Source organism: Flavobacterium psychrophilum DSM 3660 = ATCC 49418, assembly GCF_002217405.1.
Lineage (GTDB): Bacteria > Bacteroidota > Bacteroidia > Flavobacteriales > Flavobacteriaceae > Flavobacterium > Flavobacterium psychrophilum.
In genome coordinates this window covers 86,345-106,284 of the sequence record NZ_MUHE01000030.1, presented here as the reverse complement: position 1 = coordinate 106,284, position 19,940 = coordinate 86,345, and the positions used below count along the sequence as shown (strand labels likewise).

Genomic DNA, 19,940 nt, shown 5'->3' with positions numbered 1-19,940 from the left:
AATGGGTAAAATTAATTTGTAACTTCCCAGTAAAATTGATAAGGAATATATTGATAGATAGATAAATCATCAGAAACAGGGATAATATTTTTAATCATAAATAAAAATGAAATTAAACTCACTAAAACTAGTCTATTCCCAAAAACTATCGCCTTTTCGATATAATAATTTTGTTTAATATAAATTATAAACACAAAAAGAAATAAGTATTGAAAACGTAGTCCCGCCCACGTGAATTTTGCCATAACAAATGAAAGCAGCTCGAATAGTAAAAAAACGTATATAATTTTGGATATTTTACTTTTATCAACATATTTATTATACAGAAAATGAATAATAAAGTATAAAAATAATGGGGCTGATCCAGAAGCTATTGATGGTGAATAGATTTCACCATACGCATCTTCTTTTTGAACAAGATATTTCAATTCCGAATCAAATAGATGTGTTAAAACTGGAAGAAAAGCAACACCTAGAACAGATATTATAAATAATTTACGCCTTTTTATTCTGTCCAATAAAAAAACTAAAATTATCAACAATCCCGAATATTGCACAGAAATAGAACAGAAAGCCAAAGCAATAAAAAATTTAAATTTTCCTTTGTATAAATAATCAATTGCATTTACCGCTAAAGCAAAACTTAAGCCGTACCTAAGACCATTCATAGTCATATCTACATAAAAAATAGGAAAAACCAACAAGGAAAAAAAGACAATAAGCTGTTTACTTTGCGAAAATGATTTACAAAGTAAGACCGTTGTTAAAAGAATAACAAAGCCAACAGCAATTTGTTTATTTGGAGCCCAACAAGTAATATATTGTGCTAAAATTTGAAAACCTGGTTCAAAATTAAAACTCGACACATCATATTTGATCAAATCGTCAAAAAAAGCCAAATAAAAAAAAGTATCCGTACCGATATTACCTTTTAAAACTGCAATAAGCAATGCCGGTAAAATAAAAAACAGCAATAACCAAAAACCAGAAACTTTTAACCTTTGCTCATTGTTATAATTAATAGCCAAAAATGTCGTAAACAAGTATGATGTAATATAAAAAACCATTTATTTTATGTTATTTCTATAAATAGCCAACACCTCACTAAAATCCCGAACATTATCCTGAGCAAAAACGGCTTTTCTTCTTAATTTACCTTGCACAACATGTATGATTTTTTTTATAACTGTTTCAGACAACGCTTTAAAAAAATTAAATTTAAAAATTATTATAGATGTTTGAAGACTTATTCTTATTTTTTCATTCTCTTCTCTAATTAAATCAGGAATGAATTTATTATTATTAATCCATCCTTGTACTAATAATTTATAAACATTAAAATCATTTAACAATATCGTTTGTTTAAGCTCTTCTAAAGCTGTCAATCCAGATTCTGCCCAAATGGTGTTAACGCTATAATATTTGGGAACCAAATTATTCCAAACATAAACACCTCTATTTTTAAGATGTGGTATATTGGCAATAGAACCCGAATGCTTACCCGTAAAGTTATCCGCAGTAGTACTAGAAGGACAAACACCTGCCACAGTGAGAGGTTCATCAACGACATAATGATTTTTAACCAAACAAGACATTACTACACAAGAATATATATCAGGACTTAAACCACCATAATAATGACCCGTTTTAGATTTCACCTCATCCATTAATGCTTTTCGGACAATACCATGGTAAGTTTTTGGAAGTGGATAAAGCAAATAAAGCTGTAACCCATTCTTTAACAGTTTAACTAAATGTTTTTTAACGTCTATTTTGGTAATCCTACCAGTACTATAAGGCAAAATTAAATGACCATTTGGATAAATAGTCCTTGATTTAGGCCAATAATACGTAACTGTTTCTTTGGAACAGATAGAATCTATATCATTTTCTTTTGCCCACTTAGCCATTTCGATTGCTTTAGGCAAAATAATATCATCATCACCTATCAAAATTAGATATTCACCAGTAGTTAATTCGACGGCTCTATTGAAATTTTCGATTGAAGAAACTCCTCCGCTGTCATATCTATATTTAACCTGAGTAGAATTTAGTTTTTCCACAAACTCTTTTACAAGCGTAGTTTCACTATTATCCGCTATTGCTATTTCAATATTTGTAGCTTTATAGCTTAAAATAGATTGAATTGCAGCAATACAGTATTTCTCTCTATCCTTAGTAGCAATAGCTATACTTAACAAAGGTTTATTCATTTTAGAAAAGATATTTTTTATTTAATTTATTATAAATTAAAACATTAACAATTAAAGACAGCAAAGATATTAAACTTATATCAATTAAAAACCAATATTTCCCTATTAAATTTAAGGTTAGATAATATACTAGTACCGCAATAAAAATTGTCACGAAAAGAGGAATAGCGATGTCATGTTTCAGCCATTTAATCAATTCATTTGGCAAAAATCTATTTAAGACAGAAACACTAATAATAAAAAAAGAAAGAATATTAACAATCAACCAAGGAAAAGTAGCCCCAACCATTCCGTATTCCTTTATACTATAGATTATCAATGGAACAACCAGTAGCAAACTAAGAACACCCGTTATGATATTTGTCTTAGTATGACCATTTGCTAAGGCAATATAATACGGCATTAATTGCAAACAAAGAAAAAAGCTACCTACAATTAAAATTTTCACAGTAAGATTAATTGCTACAGCAATACTAGAATCCCCAGTCCATAATTTAACAATTGGTATAGAATACAGAAAGATGCAAACCATTATAGGCGCAGCTATCAATGTGATAATGAATGAAAATTTATGAAAATTATTCGTTTTTTTTTCAATATTATTAGTTGAAACCAATAAAGAGAACATAGGAAAAACAGCAACAATAATTGGCATTACAACTAAAACAGGAATTTGAGCAATCGTAGTAGCTAAAGAATAAAAACCAAAAGATTTCAAATCAAGCAATTTGCTTGTAGCCAATTTATCAATTTGAATATTGATTGCAGAAACAAAAGCAATTCCCATCATACCAAGTGCATAACTCCATGTCTTTCTAAGCATCTCTTTTGAAAATACTGCCGTCATTTCAGTTTTCAAACATTTGGAAATCAGAACTTTCAAAACAACTAAAAAAGCCAAATTACACACAATCTGCCATACGAAATAAACTTCTAAGCTAGGATATGAAGACAACGGAATAACCACAACTCCAGATCTAAAAAGACTCCATACCATTCTGACTTTATTTGTTAAAACTTGTTTCTGAAGCCCCATCAAGCCTCCTTCATAAAGCGTAGAGAATAATTGCAACCCGACACCAACCCCTATAAACTTAATAAAACGTGATATTTCATGCCTTGAAAATTCAGTTGAATTTAAGAAATTACACGAAATATAATCCGAAAGCACATAAACCAAAATCATCACGAACAAAGAAATACCGAGATAAATCCTCTCGAAAGTAAAAACCAAATCCGATTTGTTTTGCAAAGAAATATCGTTGGCTAATTCTCGATTTAAAGTTGCCGTTAGTCCAGCATCAGCGAAAGCCAGCAAGCCTAGAATAACAGCATAAAAATTAATAACAGCATAAGATTGTACACCTAGAATATCAATATAGAAGCGTATAAAAATAAATATAGAAACAAAACTCCATAATTTACCTAGATAATTCGCTATTATATTTTTATTTACTATATCCATATTAAAAATTTCTACACTCATAGTTTAAATATTCGACATTATCATTTAAATTAAACAACATGACATTAATACCGTTTAATTTCTCATTCAATATAATTTTATCAACTAACACCCAATGATATTTAGCATAAAAACCAATCAATTCATTTTTACACAATAATATCCCATACAGCTTTTTCTCTTCCATAAAAGCATTCACCTCTTGCAGTAACTCTTGCCCTAAACCCTTGCCTTTTTCTTTAGAACAAATATTTCCTATCCCTAGAAAAGCTGTCTTTTTATCATTTATAACCTCCTCTACTTGCACAAGATTCTTATAAGCCAAGAGACAGCCTTTATCAAACATCATAACATGGATATCATCTTTTTTGAGATTTTCATCAATACGAATTTTATTTAACAACCCTTGCTTTTGTAAGGCCATTAACCCAGCATCATACAGAGTAGAAAACAATTGAAAGCCGATACCAAAACCTATTAATTTTATGAAATAGGAAATTTGAATTATAGAATATCCATTAGACTGTAAGAAATTTGAAGCGATATAATTGGAACATAAAAAAACACCCACAATTACAACTACACAAATAACAAAATACATTTTCTCAAAGGTAGACAATAAGTCTGACTTGTGTTTTTTAGTACTTTCTTTGGCTAATTCTCTAGTTAAAGTAGCTGTTAATCCCGAATCGGCAAATGCTAACAGCCCTAAAATTACAGTATAAAAACTAATAATTGCATAAGCTTGAATACCGAGTGTATCAATATATAGTCGGATAAACAAAATTATGGATACAAAACCCCAAAGTTTACATGCATAGTTAGTAAGAATGTTTTTATTTACTGTATTCATAAAGGCAAAAATCTTGCTTTATTATTGTACAAAAACTTGTATATTTCTCGTTCAGAAATTATATTGGTTTTATTAAAAGTTTTATCAGATAGATAAAATACACTTTTTGATTTATCCGATTGCTTAGCTTCAAGTGTTGTAAATAAAACTTGCTCGCTATTCTTTAAATTAGACAAAATCAGTGTGTCGTTTGAGGTATTTAGTTTGTAGCTTACATTGTTTATAGTTACATATTCTTCTAACCACAATCTTAGCATCTCAAATTTTTCGTTTAAAGTTTTAGACAAATAAAAATTAGCCTTTTCCATTAACTTTGCTGGATTTCCAGCATAGACACTATCAGGAAGAGTGTCTTTTGTTAGTACCGAGTTAATAAGTGCAGTTGATCTTTTTCTTAAGTTTAATCCCGAACCTACAACACAACTTCCAACTAACCAAACATCATCTTCAATTTTGGTTTTTCTTTTAGCGAATAAAGTACAACCTTCTATTTGTTCTCCACTAGCAACGTGCGTCCAAATTTGAGAATACATACCAACACGAACACCATTTCCTATTTCTAACCCTCCTGCTCCATCTAAAATAGTATTTTGTCCGAACCAGCAGTTGTGCCCAATAAGTATGTGGTCTTCCGCCATCAAAAGCATATCGTTGTGAAAAACATTCCAGTCACCAATTTTTAATTCTCCCGAAATAAAAATTCGAGTATTATCATTTATGACATTATTATCACCAATAATTACATTAGTATTAGGTGTTTTACCTACAACTTCAATAATAACATTTTTTCCTATTCTATTATACTTTCCTAATACTACATTAGGATGTATTTTTGCCGTGCTATCTATTTGATTTGTTTCCATTTGATTAAATCCACCAACCGCAAGGTATTGCTAAAAACAAATTCATAAATTCATTAACACCTTTCAGTTTTTCGTTATTGTTAAATACTGAATATATATTGTTGTTAATATGCACACCTGTTGCATACCAACCTTCATCTCTAAATTTTTGTAAGGTCTCCATTTTGTTTTCACACAAAACACCATATACCCAATAATTTGGATTGGAATTTTTATTAATTTCTAAAGGGACTATATTCCTTTCAGTGGCAATTTTTGATTGCCATAGTTGTGCGTTTTTTTGTTGAATAGCAAGTAATCCTTCAATATCTTTCATTTGTTGCACACCTATGTAAGAATTGATTTCGCTCATTAAAGCACCATATCCTTCTAATTTTATATCACAATTTGCACTAATTTCCCCAAAGGAATTTCTGAATATGGTTCTATCAATACCATAGTCTCTAATTCTACTGGCTTTTTCAAAAAGATCTTGGTCTTTAAAGGTAATTGCTGCACCATCAATAGTATTTGGTAATCGAACGGTTTGGAAAGAAAATACGGTAATATCTGTACCAATATTCCCCATTTTATTGCCTTTAAATTCAGAACCAAAAGCTTCAATACAGTCATCAATAACTAGTAAGCCAAATTCTTTGGCAATTTCTGAAATTGCGTCAATTTCGCCAAGGTAACCACAATAATGGTTATGAAAAATGGCTTTTGTTTTTGATGTTATTTTTTTTCGAACATCTTCTGGGTCAACACTCCCTGTTTTAGGATTAACGTCTGCCCAAACTATCTTTAAATTTTTAATTACAAATGGCTGATTAGAAGCCAAACAACTTACAGGAGAAGCTATAACCTCATCGCCAGGTTGTAAATCTAATGTAGACAAAACAATTAGCATGGCATGGTTGTAAGAACTTACCGTTATTGTTTTTTCGTTTCCTGAATACTCTTTTAGACTTTGTTCAAATAATTTTCCGAATTTTCCGAATGCAAGATTCCCAGAATAGAGTATATTTTCTATTTCAGGCATAATTCCTTCGGGCATATAGGGTTTAAAAATTGGAATCATTACCAACCCGATTTAATTAATGCAATCATTTTATCACAATCTGCTTTAGTAACCCACCATCCACAAGGAATGTGGACCATTTTCTCATAAAAGGTATTTAAGTTTGGCAATTCAATATTAAAATCGTTTAAATAGGTATGCGAATCATTCCTTTTATGTAATTCAGACGCCATAATACCATTGTCTGCCATTTTTTTTATGAACGCTTCTCTGTTTTTAACTTTTAATGTATAAAGCCAGTAAGAAGGTTCTGTATTTGGATAATATTGAATTAATTCAACACCTTCTATATTTTTTAAATGTTCGTCAAGATATTTTCCGTTGGTAATGTGTTTTTGAATTAGCTCTTCAATATTCTCTAATTGAACTAATCCTACAGTTGCATTCACATTATTCATGTGGTATTTATAACCTTGCATTGAAATATTATTATCCATTCTGGAACGTTTTTTATCTAATCCAAACCAGCGAATAAGCTTTGCTTTTTCGTATAAATCTTTATCTTGAATTTGCAAAGCACCACCATCAATTGTAGTTAAATGCTTGATTGCTTGAAAGGAGAATACTGTAAAAGGAAAATGATTTCCCACCTTTTTACCATCATATTTCGACCCTAATGCGTGCGCAGCATCTTGAATAACAGGAATATTATATTTTTCTGAAATTTCTTTAATACGTTTTACGTCTACGGGTATTCCAGCATAATCAACAACTAGTATGGCTTTTGTTTTAGTGTTAATAGCTTTCTCAATAGCGTCCGCAGAAACATTTCCTGTTTCAATATCAACATCGGCATATCTAATTTTTGCACCCGCTTGTTTAATTGAAGTATTGGTTGGCTCGGCAGTTAACGCTGTACTAATCACTTCATCTCCAGACTGTACTCCTGCTAAAATTAAAGCAATATGTAAGGCTGCAGTCCCAGAATTAAGAGAAAGCGTATGACCACCTCCTATATATTTTTCAAATTCTCTTTCAAATTGCTCAACAATTTCTCCTTGAGCTACATAACCGCTGTATAGAACTTGTTCTAATCTTGGCATCAAAATTTCTTTTGCGGGTATGGAAGTTTGTACTAATGGTAACATATTGTTATATTTTATTATGAGATGCCAATTCGCCTTGAACGTAATCTAATGTTAGCAATAATTTTTTCAACTCTTCTACAGTTAATCTATCCGTATTGTCCGAATTATATTCGGCGTCGATTAATTTTGGCCCATCTTCTTGTACGTATTTGGTGTAATTCAAATCTCTAAAATCAGCAGGTACACGATAAAAACCACCTAAATCATCTGCTTTAGACATTTCTTCTTTAGAACACAATGTTTCATACATTTTTTCGGCATGACGCTCTCCAATAATGTTTATTTGATTATTGGCATTGAACAACTCTTTTAAAGCTTGGGCTAAATCAGCAATCGTAGATGCTGGTGATTTTTGCACAAAAATATCACCTGGATTACCGTTTTTAAAAGCAAACATGACCAAACCTACTGAATCATCTAATGACATCATAAAACGGGTCATCATCGGATTGGTAATAGTAAGTGGTTTTCCTTCTTTGATTTGTTTGATAAAAAGAGGAATGATTGATCCTCTGGAGCACATTACATTTCCATATCGAGTAGCTGTATAAATGGCATTGATTCCTTTAACCCTATGATCTCTTGCTTTTGAAACGAGCATTTTTTCCATCATGGCTTTAGAAATCCCCATGGTATTAATAGGATAAACCGCTTTATCAGTACTTAAAACCACGACTCTTTCTATGTTATTTCTGGCGGCTGATTCCAAAACATTTTCAGCACCCAGAATATTGGTTTGTACCGCTTGCATTGGATAAAACTCACAAGACGGCACTTGTTTCAAAGCCGCAGCATGAAACACAAAATTCACACCCATCATCGCATTATTAATACTGTCAAAATCACGAATATCGCCGATAACAAAGTTTAATTTATCATTTTTATACTCGACACGCATGTCTTCTTGCTTCTTCTCATCACGGCTAAAAATTCGAATTTCTTTCAATTCTGAATCTAAAAACCCCTTCAACATCGCGTTCCCAAATGAACCTGTTCCTCCAGTAATTAAAAGGACTTTATCTTTAAACATATTATTCTCTTTTATTAGTTTCTAATTTTTCTCAAATAATCCGCATAACTGCTTTTTCCTAAATTGGTTGCTGTAGCGGCAAATTGTTCTTTAGTTATAAAGCCTTTTCTGTAGGCAACTTCTTCTATACAGGCTATTTTAAGTCCTGTTCTTTTTTCTACCGCTTTTACAAATTCCGTAGCTTCGGTGAGTGATTCGTGTGTTCCTGTATCAAGCCAAGCAAATCCTCGTCCCATGAGTTGCAAATTGAGCTTTTTATCTTCTAAATATTCTTGATTTACGGTGGTAATCTCTAGTTCTCCTCGGTGCGATGGTTTTACCTTTTTAGCAATTTGAACTACCGAATTGGGGTAAAAATACAACCCTATTACAGCAAAATTAGATTTTGGTTCTAATGGCTTTTCTTCGATACTTAAAACCTTTCCGTTTTCGTCAAATTCAGCGACACCGTAACGTTCTGGATCATCTACATAATAACCAAAAACAGTAGCTTCTTTTTTCTCTGTTACAATTTCAACTGCATTATTTAATAAATTTTGCAATCCTGCTCCGTAAAAAATATTATCTCCCAGAACCAAACAAACATCATCGTCACCTATAAAATCTTCACCGAGAATAAATGCTTGCGCTAATCCGTCTGGAGAAGGTTGTTCTACATACGAAAGTGTTAATCCTATTTGACTGCCATCGCCAAACAAACGTCTGAAATTGGGCAAATCTTGTGGCGTAGAAATGATTAAAATTTCTTTTATCCCTGCTAACATTAGTACTGATAGCGGATAATAAATCATAGGTTTATCATAAATGGGCAACAATTGTTTAGACACTACTTGTGTTAAAGGGTGCAATCTTGTGCCTGATCCTCCTGCTAGTATTATTCCTTTCATTTGTAAAATTTAGATTTTAGATTTTGTATTTTAGATTAAAACAAATCTAAAATCATAGCTCTAAAAAATTAGTTGTATTGTTTCTTATAGTAGTTGGCGTATTCTCCAGAGGTTACATTATCTAACCAATTGGTGTTGGCTAAATACCAATCGATGGTTTGTTCTAATCCTTCTTCAAAAGTTACCGTAGGTTTCCAACCCAAGGCTTTGTTTATCTTAGAGGCATCAATCGCATAACGTAAATCGTGGCCCGGGCGGTCTTTTACGTAGGTGATTAATTTTGATGATTCTCCTTCCGAACGGCCTAACTTTTCGTCCATTACTTTGCAAAGCAACTTCACTAAATCGATATTTTTCCATTCGTTGAAACCTCCAATATTGTAGGTTTCATGGTTGTTTCCTTCGTGAAAAACCAAATCGATAGCAATAGCATGGTCTTTTACAAAAAGCCAATCACGGGTATAATTACCATCGCCATATACTGGCAAGGGTTTGTTATTGATAATGTTATTTATAAACAGAGGAATTAATTTTTCTGGAAAATGATAAGGGCCGTAATTATTAGAGCAATTGGTTAAAACATAGGGCAAACCATACGTTTCGCCATACGCTCTTACAAAATGGTCTGAACTTGCTTTTGATGCTGAATAAGGCGAATTAGGATCGTAGGCAGTCGTTTCTGTAAACAAACCTTCGGCACCTAGCGAACCATAAACCTCATCGGTAGAAATATGGTAAAAACGTTTGCCTTCCATATTCTCTTTCCAAATATTTTTGGCTGCATTTAGCAAATTCATTGTACCAATTACGTTTGTTTTTACAAAAGACAACGGATCTTCGATAGATCGATCTACGTGAGATTCGGCTGCAAGATGCAAAACGCCTTCAAAGTTATGTTTGGCAAATAATTCGTTTATAAAATGTTCATCAACAATATCGCCTTTTACAAAAGTATAATTCGATTCTTTTTCAATATCTTTTATATTCTCTAAATTTCCTGCATAAGTTAAAGCATCTAAATTATAAATATGGTAATTTGGATAATTTTGTACAAATCGTCTCACCACGTGCGAACCTATAAATCCAGCGCCTCCTGTAATTAATATATTTTTCATTTTTTTTATAAATTTGAGCTTCCTACTGCAATGTATGTAAATCCTATTGTTTCCATTTGTTTCTTATCTAGAAGATTTCTCCCATCGAAAACAAACGCTGGCTTGAGCATATTATTGTATATTTTTTTCCAATCGTAAGTAATAAATTCGTCCCATTCAGTTAAAATGGCAATAGCATGAGATTCATGACAAGCCTCGTATGGGTTTTCATTTACTTGTATTAATTTGATTTGATTTTCATCTAAATTAATTAAATCTTCTTTTACTTGTTTTTTGGAAACTTTCGGGTCATAAACAGCAATATTTGCTTGTTCTGCAATTAGGTTTTGTGCTATATTGATGGCTGCAGATTCCCTTGTATCATTAGTGTCTTTCTTGAAAGCCCAACCCAAAAGTGTGATTTTTTTTCCCGAAACGGTGTTGTACAATGTTTGTACAATATTTGCAGAAAATCTATTTTTTTGATGGTCATTCATAATAACCACTTGCTCCCAATAATTTGCAACTTCATGCAAACCGTAAGATTTTGCAATGTAAACTAGGTTAAGAATATCTTTTTGAAAACAAGAACCTCCAAAACCTACTGATGCTTTTAGGAATTTCGATCCAATTCTGGCATCCATTCCAATAGCTTTTGCAACTTCCGAAACATCGGCACCTGTTTTTTCGCACAATTCTGAAATTGCGTTTATTGATGAAACCCTTTGTGCCAAAAAGGCATTAGCGGTTAGTTTAGACAATTCTGAGGACCATACATTTGTGGTTAATATTTTTTCTGAAGCAACCCAATTCGAATAAATCTCGACCAATGATTGAATTGCCTCTGTGTCTTCTCCCCCTATAAGTACTCGGTCAGGATTGTGCAAATCTTGTATGGCAGTACCTTCGGCTAGAAATTCTGGGTTAGATAATATCTTAAACTGAACGCCATTTCCGGTATGATCTAATATATTCTTGATGGCTTCGGCGGTACGAACTGGTAAAGTCGATTTTTCGACAACGATTTTGTCTTGTGTAGAAATACGGGCAATTTGGCGAGCACACAACTCGATATATTTTAAATCGGCGGCCATTCCTTTTCCTGTACCGTAATTTTTAGTTGGCGTATTGACTGAGATGAAAATCATTTGAGCTTCATCAATTGCTTTGTCAACTTCGGTCGAAAAAAATAAATTTCTACCACGGGCTTCGGCAACCACAGCATCTAAACCTGGTTCGTAAACGGGTAAGTTTTCTAAATTAGTATCATTCCAAGCGGCTATTCTAGATTCGTTTAGATCGACAACTGTAACTTTTATATTCGGACATTTTTGTGCAATCACAGCCATTGTGGGACCTCCCACATAACCAGCTCCGATACAACAAATAGAATTTATTTTCATTTAAGGTAAATTATATTAAAGTTTTACAAAATTAAAGTTTTCCATCGACATGATTGCCTAAAATTCCTTTAACATCATATAAAATTGATTTTTCTTTTTGCAAAGATTTAAAATCTAAAGATAAAAACTCTTGGTGCGCAACGCCTAAAACTACGGCATCAAATTTAATTGATGGCAATTCTTTTGCTGTTTGCAAATTATATTCATGCAGAACATCGGCAGGATTTACCCATGGATCATATATAGTAACATGTATGCCATATTCTTTGAGTGCCGAAATTACATCGACAATTTTTGTGTTTCTTACATCAGGGCAATTTTCTTTAAATGCTATACCTAACATAAGCAACTCGGCATTATTGACACCTATTTCTCTCTTGCTCATGAGTTTTACTACTTGCGAAGCCACGTATTCTCCCATACTATCATTGAGTCGTCTTCCTGCCAAAATTATTTCTGGATGGTAACCCATTTGTTGTGCTTTTTGGGCCAAATAATACGGATCGACACCTATACAATGCCCCCCAACCAACCCTGGTTTGAATGGCAAAAAGTTCCATTTTGTGCCAGCAGCGGCTAAAACATCTTGGGTATCTATTCCTAGAACATTAAATATTTTTGCCAATTCGTTTACAAAAGCAATGTTAATATCTCTTTGTGAATTTTCAATCACTTTAGCTGCTTCGGCAACTCGAATGGTGGGCGCTAAATGTGTTCCTGCTGTGATGACAGATTTATATAATTCATTTACTTTCTCGCCTATTTCTGGTGTAGATCCTGAGGTTACTTTGAGTATTTTATCGACAGTGTGTTCTTTATCTCCGGGATTAATACGTTCTGGCGAATAACCCGCAAAGAAATCGATATTAAATTTTAATCCGCTTGTTTTTTCTAGAACTGGCACACATTCTTCTTCGGTAACTCCTGGATATACGGTAGATTCATAGATTACAATATCTCCTTTTTTTAAAACCTGACCAACTGTTTCGCTCGATTTGTAAAGTGGTGTTAAGTCTGGTTTGTTGTTTTTATCTACTGGCGTTGGTACGGTAACTATATAATGGTTGCAATCTTTTATATCGTCTATGTTAGTAGAACAAAACAAACCTTCTGTGTTTGTGTTTTCAGTTTTTAAAACAGATTGAAGCAACTCTTGACTAACTTCTAAAGTGCTATCTAAACCAGAATGTAGCTCAGAGACTCTTTTTGTATTAATATCGAAACCTACTACGTCGTATTTTGTAGCAAATAATCTTGCTAATGGTAAACCTACATATCCTAATCCTATTACTGCTATTTTCATTATAATTAATCTATTTTAAATGCTCCCAATACCACTTTACAGATTGTTTCAAACCTTCTTGCATAGAGAATTTTGGGTTGTAGCCTAGCAGTTTTTTTGCTTTATCTATACTTGCCAACGAATGCGGAATGTCTCCTGCACGATTTGGCCCGTAAATTATGTTTACATTTGCAATTTTAGGGTCAAATTGAGACAATTCGAATTGCAGTTTTTTTACCAAATCGTTTAATGTGGTGCTATCGCCAAAAGCTGTATTGTAAACTGTGTTTACAGCTTCTGGATTTTGAGTAAACATTGCCAATTCGTTCATTTGAATTACATTGTCTATATAGGTAAAATCGCGCGAATAATTTCCGTCTCCGTTTATCACTGGATTTTCATAATTTATAAACTGTTGCACAAATTTAGGAATTACTGCGGCATAAGCACCTTTGGGATCTTGTTTTCTTCCAAAAACGTTAAAATATCTTAATCCTATGGTTTCTATTGCGTAAGTTTTACTAAAAATGTCGGCATACAATTCGTTTATATACTTTGTAATAGCGTAGGGCGAAAGTGGTTTTCCTATAACGTTTTCTACTTTAGGCAACGATTCAGAATCTCCGTAAGTCGATGAACTTGCAGCGTATATAAATCGTTTTACCTTTGCCTCTTTTGCAGCAGACAACATGTTTAGAAATCCAGAAACATTAACCTCGTTAGTTGTAATTGGATCTGAAATAGATCTTGGAACAGAGCCTAACGCTGCTTGATGCAATACATAATCGACACCTATTAAAGCTTTCTGACAATCTGAAAGATTGCGAATATCTCCTTCTATTAAACTATAATTTTTATTAGCCAGCAAATGCTCGATATTATAACGATGCCCCGTTACAAAATTATCTAAACAAACGACTTCATGCCCTTTATCAAGAAAATATTCAGACAAATTAGAGCCTATAAATCCTGCTCCACCTGTTATAAGTATTTTAAATTTTGATTGTTGCATCCGTTATTTTTTTAAAGTTTTTTTTATCCAACTTACAAATACATTGTCTGGCTTTTCTTTTTCATGATAACCATCTGCATAAGTGCCGTAACCATAGCCATAACCATAGTCGTAGCCGTATTTTGCTTTGTTTTCGAAACCATTAAAAACAATGCTTATATTATTTAGTTCGCCTCGTTTGTGTTTGTTATTTACCAAGGTTAACATGTCTTTTTTAGTTACATTTTGTCTTACAATATATAATGTAGCATCACAATAAGGTGTTAATTCTAAAGCATCTGAAACCAATCCTACTGGTGGGGTATCTAAAATTATATAATCATATTTTTTCTTAAGTTCTTCTAACATTTCTTTCATACTTTCTCCCATAATTAATTCGGCAGGGTTTGGCGGAACTGGTCCTGATGGTATGAAGTCTAAAAAAGGAATTGGTGTTTTTTGGGTAATTTCTTCGAGTGTTTTTTGTCCAATTAAATAATTTACAGCACCAATCGTGTTTTCTAAATGAAAATCTTCAAAAATTTTAGGTTTTCTTAAATCTAGCCCAACAATTACTGTTTTCTTTTCGCTTAACGCAAAAACTGTTGCTATATTTATGGAACAAAAAGTTTTTCCTTCGCCACTTATAGAAGAGGTAAGCATTAATGTTTTTGATCCTGTTTGTTGTTGTTTTTTGTATAAAAATTGTAACGATGATCTTACGGCTCTGAAACTTTCGGCAAGTCCTGATTTTGGTTTTTCGAATACTGCTAAATTATTTTTGGTATTCTTCTTACCTACCACACCTAGAATAGGAATCTTAGTTAGTTTGGCTATATCGTCGGTATTTTTAATGGTATTATCTATTATGGTAACGCCAAAAACCATAATTAGTGGAATTAGCAGTCCTAAGAATAAAGCCAAAACATAATTGACATTTGTTTTTGGCCCTAACAAACCACCACCTGTGTCTTTTGCTGGATCTATAACCTGAATATCTGATAGGTTTGCGGCTCTTATAATATCGGCTTCACTTCTTTTTTCAAGAAATGAGTTATATACATTTTTATTTAAATCGTATTTTCTATTAATTTTTACAAGTGCTTGTTGTTGCTCTGGTAAGTTTTTAATTGTATTTTCTGCTGAGTTAAGTTTTTCATTGACTGTATTTAAATCATATTGGATAGCTGTTTTTGCAGAAGAAATATTTTCTAACAGCACTCTTTTTAGAGCATCCATTTGAATGTCGAAATCTTTAAATTTCTTATCATTTTTAACCGCATAAGACATTTCTGCACGCTCGGCCGAGAGGGCGGTTAGTTTGGATACATTTAACACTATATTAGGATCATCTATTCCTGCTACTGATGGGGCTGGAAGCTTAGAATAATCGACACTATTTACTAAATATGATTTTAGTGAATTATAGTAAGCATTTTTTCTGTTTATTAGGTCTTTTTCGAGGTCTAAATCGGTTATTTTGTCGGCATATTTTTCGCCTCCTTGTTCGACTTCAAATATATTTTTCCCTTTACTAAAATCTTTCAACTCGTTTTCGGTGTCTTTTAGCTGGGTTTCCATTGCAACAAGTGTGCTGTCTATAAATCGAATTGTATTGGTGGTAAACTGATTTTTGGCTTCTAATTGTCTGTTCATTAAAACAGCAATTGTGCCATTTAGGTAATCGACCATTCGGGCTTTATTTGTGCCTTGTAAATCGAGTCCTATGATTGCTCCACCTTTGGCATCGGCATTAATTTCTAAGTTTTTATACCTCTCGACAACGCCATTAAAATTGGCAAATCGGACTATATGACTAGAACTTTCATAATAACCGGGGTTATCTGTTAGCTCTAGTTTCCAATGTAAAAAGGGCAATGAAACTTGTTCTCCTATTTTGTAACGTTTCTTAAATAATCCGACCTGAACATTTGTATTGCTTGGCTTCTCTGTTGTATAATTCATCAGAGGAACGCTTGGTTCTTGAAAATTTATAGAGATTTCGTATTGGCTTGAACTTACAAATTTTATAGTAATAGGTTGTTCTGTAAGTTGCGGCAGGTTTTTATTAATATTTACATAAAAAGGAACTTCTCCGTAAGCGTCTTCTATATTGTATTTTCCTTGGCGTAAATATTCTATATAGTATTTTAATTCTTTTACAACCATTTCGTTATGAGAACGAGATTTTATGGTTGTAACTATTGTTTGCACCTGATCTGATGTTCCTCCCCAATTGAAAACCAAATTTGTATTTGCCGTAAAAAAAGGATTGTTTTCTTCCTTATAGGCGATAGTTGTAGAAACCCCGTATATTTTTTCTTTTCTTACATTTACTTGATATGCAATGGTAAAAGCTATTATTAAACTTACCAAAAACCAACTCCAATGTCCTAATATTTTTATAAAAAAGCCTTTGAAATCGAAATTATTTTGTGTTTCAAAAAACGAAAAATCTTTAGTATCAAGCATTTGTGTGATTTATTTTTTTATCAATAAAAAGGTAGTAAACAACACTGTAAACACTGAGAAAATAGCTGTAAACGACTGTAAGCCTGTAGTACCAGTTCCCCAAGACTTCTGTTTAAGTGGCTTAATATATATATAGTCATTAGGCTGTACGTAATAGTATGGTGATTTCATTGCGTCTATATTTGTTAAATCTATACTGTGTATTTCGGTTCCGTGCGGGTATTGTCTAACAACCATAACCTCTTTTCGATTGCCTGTTATTGTAATATCGCCAGAGTTTGCAATTGCTTCTAGAATGGTAACTTTATCTTGAAAAAGTGTTCTTGTTCCTGGGCTAGCAATTTCTCCATTTACGGTATAGCGCATTCCTGCTAACTTTACCGTTACAAAAATATCTGCCGCCTTATTAAAATAATCTGCTAATAATTGCTTTTCTATTTTTAGCCTAATTTCATCTAATGTTAACCCCAACACGTTTACTTCTCCTAGAACTGGCACTCGAATAGCGCCATGGTCATTTACAGAAAAACCGTCAAAATAAAGCCCATCGGCAGAGTTTGATTGAATTTCTCCAGCAGAAGTATAAAACATTTCGACCAGTTTCTGATCTAGCGCTTTTATCCTAACGCTTAAAACATCATTTACTTGCGCTCGATAAGGTTTTAGAACCACTGGCGTAATAACTGTTTCTTGGTTTGAATTGTTTTTATTTTGAAGATATAACAAATCTTTATTTGGGATACATGAAGTAAACAAAAAAAGGACTACAAATGTGCAAAAAGCATATATTTTATTCATCTCTAACAACAATTTTGGAAACAAATATAGTTTTTCATTTGGTAAAATAAAACCCTATATACTTTTTAATTCAATTAATTATTTTTAAAAGAATTCTCGAAAGGAATTCTGTTTAAAATACTTCGTCCAAGAGTTACTTCATCTGCATATTCTAACTCATCTCCCACTGATATTCCACGAGCAATAGATGAGGTAATTATCTCACAATCTTTTATTTGCTTATAAATATAAAAATTAGTTGTATCGCCTTCCATTGTTGAACTTAGTGCAAAAATTATCTCCGAAACACTTCCTGATTTTACTTTTTCTACTAAGGACGATATGTTTAACTGACTTGGACCAACACCATCTATGGGTGAAATTTTTCCACCAAGAACGTGATAAACACCTCGAAACTGACCTGTATTTTCAATTGCCATTACATCACGAACATCTTCTACAACACAAACAATTTGATGGTTTCTATTCTTATTTGAACAAATTTCGCATACTGCAACATCGGAAATATTGTGGCAATTTTCACAAAATATAATTCCCTCACGCATAGTAAGTAAAGATTGTGCCAAAAAATCTGTTCGATCTTTGGGTTGTTTTAGTAAATACAATACTAACCGTAAAGCCGTTCGTTTTCCAATTCCTGGTAATTGAGCCATTTCGTTTACCGCTTTTTCTAATAGTTTTGATGAAAATTCCATGAGACAAATTTAGTTAATTTGAGAAGAAATTGAAGACTACTTCAAATAAACGATTAAACAAATAAACGATTAAACAAAAAATTGTATTTTGCGACAAATAAATCTTACTTCATGACTCCATTTGCCATCTTATCACTTATTGTAATTTACTTCGGAATTTTATTTGTAATCTCGCATATTGTGAGCAAAAAAGACAATGGAAATGATGCTTTTTTTAAAGCCAATAAAAATTCTAAATGGTATCTTGTTGCTTTCGGAATGATAGGAACAGCACTCTCTGGGGTAACTTTTATTTCCGTTCCTGGCGAAGTTGGAAATCCTGATTTACAATTCAAATATTTTCAGTTTGTATTAGGAAACGCCATTGGTTTTATTATTATCGCAAAAGTACTACTTCCGTTATATTACAGGATGAATCTGACTTCGATTTACGGATATATCGAACAACGATTGGGTGTGGTAAGTTATAAAACCGCCGCCACTATTTTCCTAATAAGCCGTACAATTGGCTCTTCTTTTAGATTGTATCTTGTTGTTATCGTTTTGCAACGTTATGTTTTCGATTATTATGGCATTCCGTTTACATTTACCGTATTAATATCGCTATTATTAATCTTTGCTTACACGTATCGTGGCGGATTAAAAACGATTATTATTACCGATACTTTACAAACATTTTTCTTAGTTTTATCAGTATTTTTAACGATATTCTTTATTTGCAGAAGTTTAGATTTAAGCTTTTTTACCGCTTTTGAAGAGGTAAAAAACAGCCATTACTCTAAAATATTTTTCTTTGATGATTACAACAAAGGCAATTATTTCTGGAAACAAATTCTAGGCGGAATTTTTGTAACTATTGCCATGGTTGGCTTAGACCAAGATTTAATGCAAAAGAATTTGAGCTGCAAAAACATTGAAGAAGCACAAAAAAACATGTTCACTTTTACAGGAATTTTTGTTATTATTAATATATTTTTCTTGAGTGTTGGAGCCTTACTTTATATGTTTGCCGAGAAAAACGCAATACAAGTCCCTATGGTAGATGGTATTGCCCGAACCGATTTTTTGTTTCCTGAAATTGCACTAAAATCTTTGGGGCTAATTCCTGCTGTTGTTTTCTTATTAGGACTCACAGCTGCCACTTTTGCCACAACAGATTCTGCACTAACAGCACTAACCACTTCCTTTTGTGTCGATTTTTTAGGTATGGATAAAACCGAAAATCTAAACAAACCTAACATTGTAAGAACACGACATTTAGTTCATATTGGATTTTCGGGATTAATGTTTTTAGTTATTGTAATTTTCAATTCGGTAAATGATGCTTCGGTAGTAAAAATGATTTTTAAAATTGCTTCTTATACTTACGGCCCTCTTTTAGGATTGTATAGTTTCGGATTGTTTGTAAAATCGAAAACAGTACATGACAAATTGGTGCCTTTTATTTGTTTAATTTCGCCAGCTATTTGTTTTTTAATTTCTATTTACTCTAAAGAACTTCTGGGCGATTATGTTTTTGACAACGAACTAATTATCGTAAACGGATTAATCACTTTTGTTGGATTACTATTAATTAGCAAACCTGCAACTAAAGAAACTAGATTTTAAATTTAAACACTAAAAATCACCCCTAAGTCTAGCCCTAACAGCAGTAAAAATCCTTTTCCTTTTTAAAGAAAAAAGAAAAAGGATTTTTATTAATGTTTATTTTAATCAGAGTTTATCGCACCCCGCTTGCAACGGATA

Annotated in this window: 17 protein-coding genes; 1 reads left to right on the top strand and 16 read right to left on the bottom strand. The window is 32.5% G+C overall.

Annotated features, from left to right (window positions below; translation table 11 throughout):
- Positions 1 to 11: 11 nt before the first annotated feature.
- The 16 genes from B0A57_RS08755 to recR all read right to left on the bottom strand — a co-directional run bounded on the left by B0A57_RS08755 (position 12) and on the right by recR (position 18,194).
- Positions 12 to 1,067: an EpsG family protein gene (locus B0A57_RS08755; RefSeq protein ID WP_038466110.1), complete on the bottom strand. Its 1,056-nt coding sequence runs from the start codon at positions 1,065 to 1,067 to the stop codon at positions 12 to 14.
- Positions 1,068 to 2,213, bottom strand: a complete 1,146-nt coding sequence (locus tag B0A57_RS08750; protein WP_038466107.1) for a glycosyltransferase family 2 protein — start codon at positions 2,211 to 2,213, stop codon at positions 1,068 to 1,070. It abuts the gene before it with no gap.
- 1 nt (position 2,214) lies between these two features.
- Positions 2,215 to 3,699: a lipopolysaccharide biosynthesis protein gene (locus tag B0A57_RS08745; RefSeq protein WP_202819391.1), complete on the bottom strand. Its 1,485-nt coding sequence runs from the start codon at positions 3,697 to 3,699 to the stop codon at positions 2,215 to 2,217.
- Complete coding sequence (locus B0A57_RS08740) at positions 3,680 to 4,531, bottom strand: lipopolysaccharide biosynthesis protein (protein ID WP_038466103.1); 852 nt, start codon at positions 4,529 to 4,531, stop codon at positions 3,680 to 3,682. Before B0A57_RS08740 ends, B0A57_RS08745 begins: the two co-directional genes overlap by 20 nt.
- Entirely contained in the window at positions 4,528 to 5,394 is an 867-nt protein-coding gene (locus tag B0A57_RS08735; RefSeq protein WP_038466100.1) for a hypothetical protein, read from the bottom strand. The genes B0A57_RS08740 and B0A57_RS08735 overlap by 4 nt, the downstream gene beginning before the upstream one ends.
- 4 nt (positions 5,395 to 5,398) lie before the next feature.
- Entirely contained in the window at positions 5,399 to 6,454 is a 1,056-nt protein-coding gene (locus tag B0A57_RS08730) for a DegT/DnrJ/EryC1/StrS family aminotransferase (RefSeq protein ID WP_038466097.1), read from the bottom strand.
- On the bottom strand, positions 6,454 to 7,542 hold the full coding sequence (locus B0A57_RS08725) for a DegT/DnrJ/EryC1/StrS family aminotransferase (protein WP_038466094.1): 1,089 nt from the start codon (positions 7,540 to 7,542) through the stop codon (positions 6,454 to 6,456). The genes B0A57_RS08730 and B0A57_RS08725 overlap by 1 nt, the downstream gene beginning before the upstream one ends.
- A gap of 4 nt (positions 7,543 to 7,546) precedes the next feature.
- Positions 7,547 to 8,572, bottom strand: a complete 1,026-nt coding sequence (locus B0A57_RS08720) for a polysaccharide biosynthesis protein (RefSeq protein WP_038466091.1) — start codon at positions 8,570 to 8,572, stop codon at positions 7,547 to 7,549.
- A 14-nt stretch (positions 8,573 to 8,586) separates the two neighbouring features.
- Positions 8,587 to 9,459 (bottom strand): glucose-1-phosphate thymidylyltransferase RfbA, encoded by an 873-nt coding sequence (gene rfbA / locus B0A57_RS08715; protein ID WP_038466088.1) that lies wholly within the window; start codon positions 9,457 to 9,459, stop codon positions 8,587 to 8,589.
- A 68-nt stretch (positions 9,460 to 9,527) separates the two neighbouring features.
- Positions 9,528 to 10,574 (bottom strand): dTDP-glucose 4,6-dehydratase, encoded by a 1,047-nt coding sequence (rfbB, locus tag B0A57_RS08710; RefSeq protein ID WP_011963426.1) that lies wholly within the window; start codon positions 10,572 to 10,574, stop codon positions 9,528 to 9,530.
- A gap of 5 nt (positions 10,575 to 10,579) precedes the next feature.
- Positions 10,580 to 11,956: a nucleotide sugar dehydrogenase gene (locus tag B0A57_RS08705; protein ID WP_011963427.1), complete on the bottom strand. Its 1,377-nt coding sequence runs from the start codon at positions 11,954 to 11,956 to the stop codon at positions 10,580 to 10,582.
- A gap of 31 nt (positions 11,957 to 11,987) precedes the next feature.
- Entirely contained in the window at positions 11,988 to 13,259 is a 1,272-nt protein-coding gene (locus B0A57_RS08700) for a nucleotide sugar dehydrogenase (RefSeq protein ID WP_011963428.1), read from the bottom strand.
- A gap of 10 nt (positions 13,260 to 13,269) precedes the next feature.
- Positions 13,270 to 14,250 carry an SDR family oxidoreductase gene (locus B0A57_RS08695; protein ID WP_011963429.1) on the bottom strand — a complete coding sequence of 327 codons (981 nt, stop codon included), beginning with the start codon at positions 14,248 to 14,250 and terminating at the stop codon, positions 13,270 to 13,272.
- Positions 14,251 to 14,253: 3 nt separating this feature from the next.
- Positions 14,254 to 16,701 carry a polysaccharide biosynthesis tyrosine autokinase gene (locus B0A57_RS08690; RefSeq protein WP_034101289.1) on the bottom strand — a complete coding sequence of 816 codons (2,448 nt, stop codon included), beginning with the start codon at positions 16,699 to 16,701 and terminating at the stop codon, positions 14,254 to 14,256.
- A 9-nt stretch (positions 16,702 to 16,710) separates the two neighbouring features.
- The gene (locus B0A57_RS08685) at positions 16,711 to 17,499 is read right to left on the bottom strand and encodes a polysaccharide biosynthesis/export family protein (protein WP_011963431.1); all 789 of its coding nucleotides are present in this window, start codon (positions 17,497 to 17,499) and stop codon (positions 16,711 to 16,713) included.
- 74 nt (positions 17,500 to 17,573) lie between these two features.
- Entirely contained in the window at positions 17,574 to 18,194 is a 621-nt protein-coding gene (gene recR, locus B0A57_RS08680) for a recombination mediator RecR (RefSeq protein ID WP_011963432.1), read from the bottom strand.
- A gap of 111 nt (positions 18,195 to 18,305) precedes the next feature.
- On the opposite strand from recR, the gene B0A57_RS08675 reads away from it, so the two are divergent.
- Entirely contained in the window at positions 18,306 to 19,802 is a 1,497-nt protein-coding gene (locus B0A57_RS08675; RefSeq protein ID WP_034099262.1) for a sodium:solute symporter, read from the top strand.
- Positions 19,803 to 19,940: the final 138 nt, after the last annotated feature.

Coding starts and splice junctions, on each gene's coding strand:
- B0A57_RS08690 (WP_034101289.1), bottom strand. CDS start 16,701: ATGCTTGATACTAAAGATTTTTCGTTTTTTGAAACACAAAATAATTTC.
- B0A57_RS08675 (WP_034099262.1), top strand. CDS start 18,306: ATGACTCCATTTGCCATCTTATCACTTATTGTAATTTACTTCGGAATT.
- recR (WP_011963432.1), bottom strand. CDS start 18,194: ATGGAATTTTCATCAAAACTATTAGAAAAAGCGGTAAACGAAATGGCT.
- B0A57_RS08740 (WP_038466103.1), bottom strand. CDS start 4,531: ATGAATACAGTAAATAAAAACATTCTTACTAACTATGCATGTAAACTT.
- B0A57_RS08725 (WP_038466094.1), bottom strand. CDS start 7,542: ATGTTACCATTAGTACAAACTTCCATACCCGCAAAAGAAATTTTGATG.
- rfbB (WP_011963426.1), bottom strand. CDS start 10,574: ATGAAAAATATATTAATTACAGGAGGCGCTGGATTTATAGGTTCGCAC.
- B0A57_RS08695 (WP_011963429.1), bottom strand. CDS start 14,250: ATGCAACAATCAAAATTTAAAATACTTATAACAGGTGGAGCAGGATTT.
- B0A57_RS08700 (WP_011963428.1), bottom strand. CDS start 13,259: ATGAAAATAGCAGTAATAGGATTAGGATATGTAGGTTTACCATTAGCA.
- B0A57_RS08685 (WP_011963431.1), bottom strand. CDS start 17,499: ATGAATAAAATATATGCTTTTTGCACATTTGTAGTCCTTTTTTTGTTT.
- B0A57_RS08720 (WP_038466091.1), bottom strand. CDS start 8,572: ATGTTTAAAGATAAAGTCCTTTTAATTACTGGAGGAACAGGTTCATTT.
- B0A57_RS08745 (WP_202819391.1), bottom strand. CDS start 3,699: ATGAGTGTAGAAATTTTTAATATGGATATAGTAAATAAAAATATAATA.
- B0A57_RS08735 (WP_038466100.1), bottom strand. CDS start 5,394: ATGGAAACAAATCAAATAGATAGCACGGCAAAAATACATCCTAATGTA.
- B0A57_RS08705 (WP_011963427.1), bottom strand. CDS start 11,956: ATGAAAATAAATTCTATTTGTTGTATCGGAGCTGGTTATGTGGGAGGT.
- B0A57_RS08750 (WP_038466107.1), bottom strand. CDS start 2,213: ATGAATAAACCTTTGTTAAGTATAGCTATTGCTACTAAGGATAGAGAG.
- B0A57_RS08730 (WP_038466097.1), bottom strand. CDS start 6,454: ATGATTCCAATTTTTAAACCCTATATGCCCGAAGGAATTATGCCTGAA.
- rfbA (WP_038466088.1), bottom strand. CDS start 9,459: ATGAAAGGAATAATACTAGCAGGAGGATCAGGCACAAGATTGCACCCT.
- B0A57_RS08755 (WP_038466110.1), bottom strand. CDS start 1,067: ATGGTTTTTTATATTACATCATACTTGTTTACGACATTTTTGGCTATT.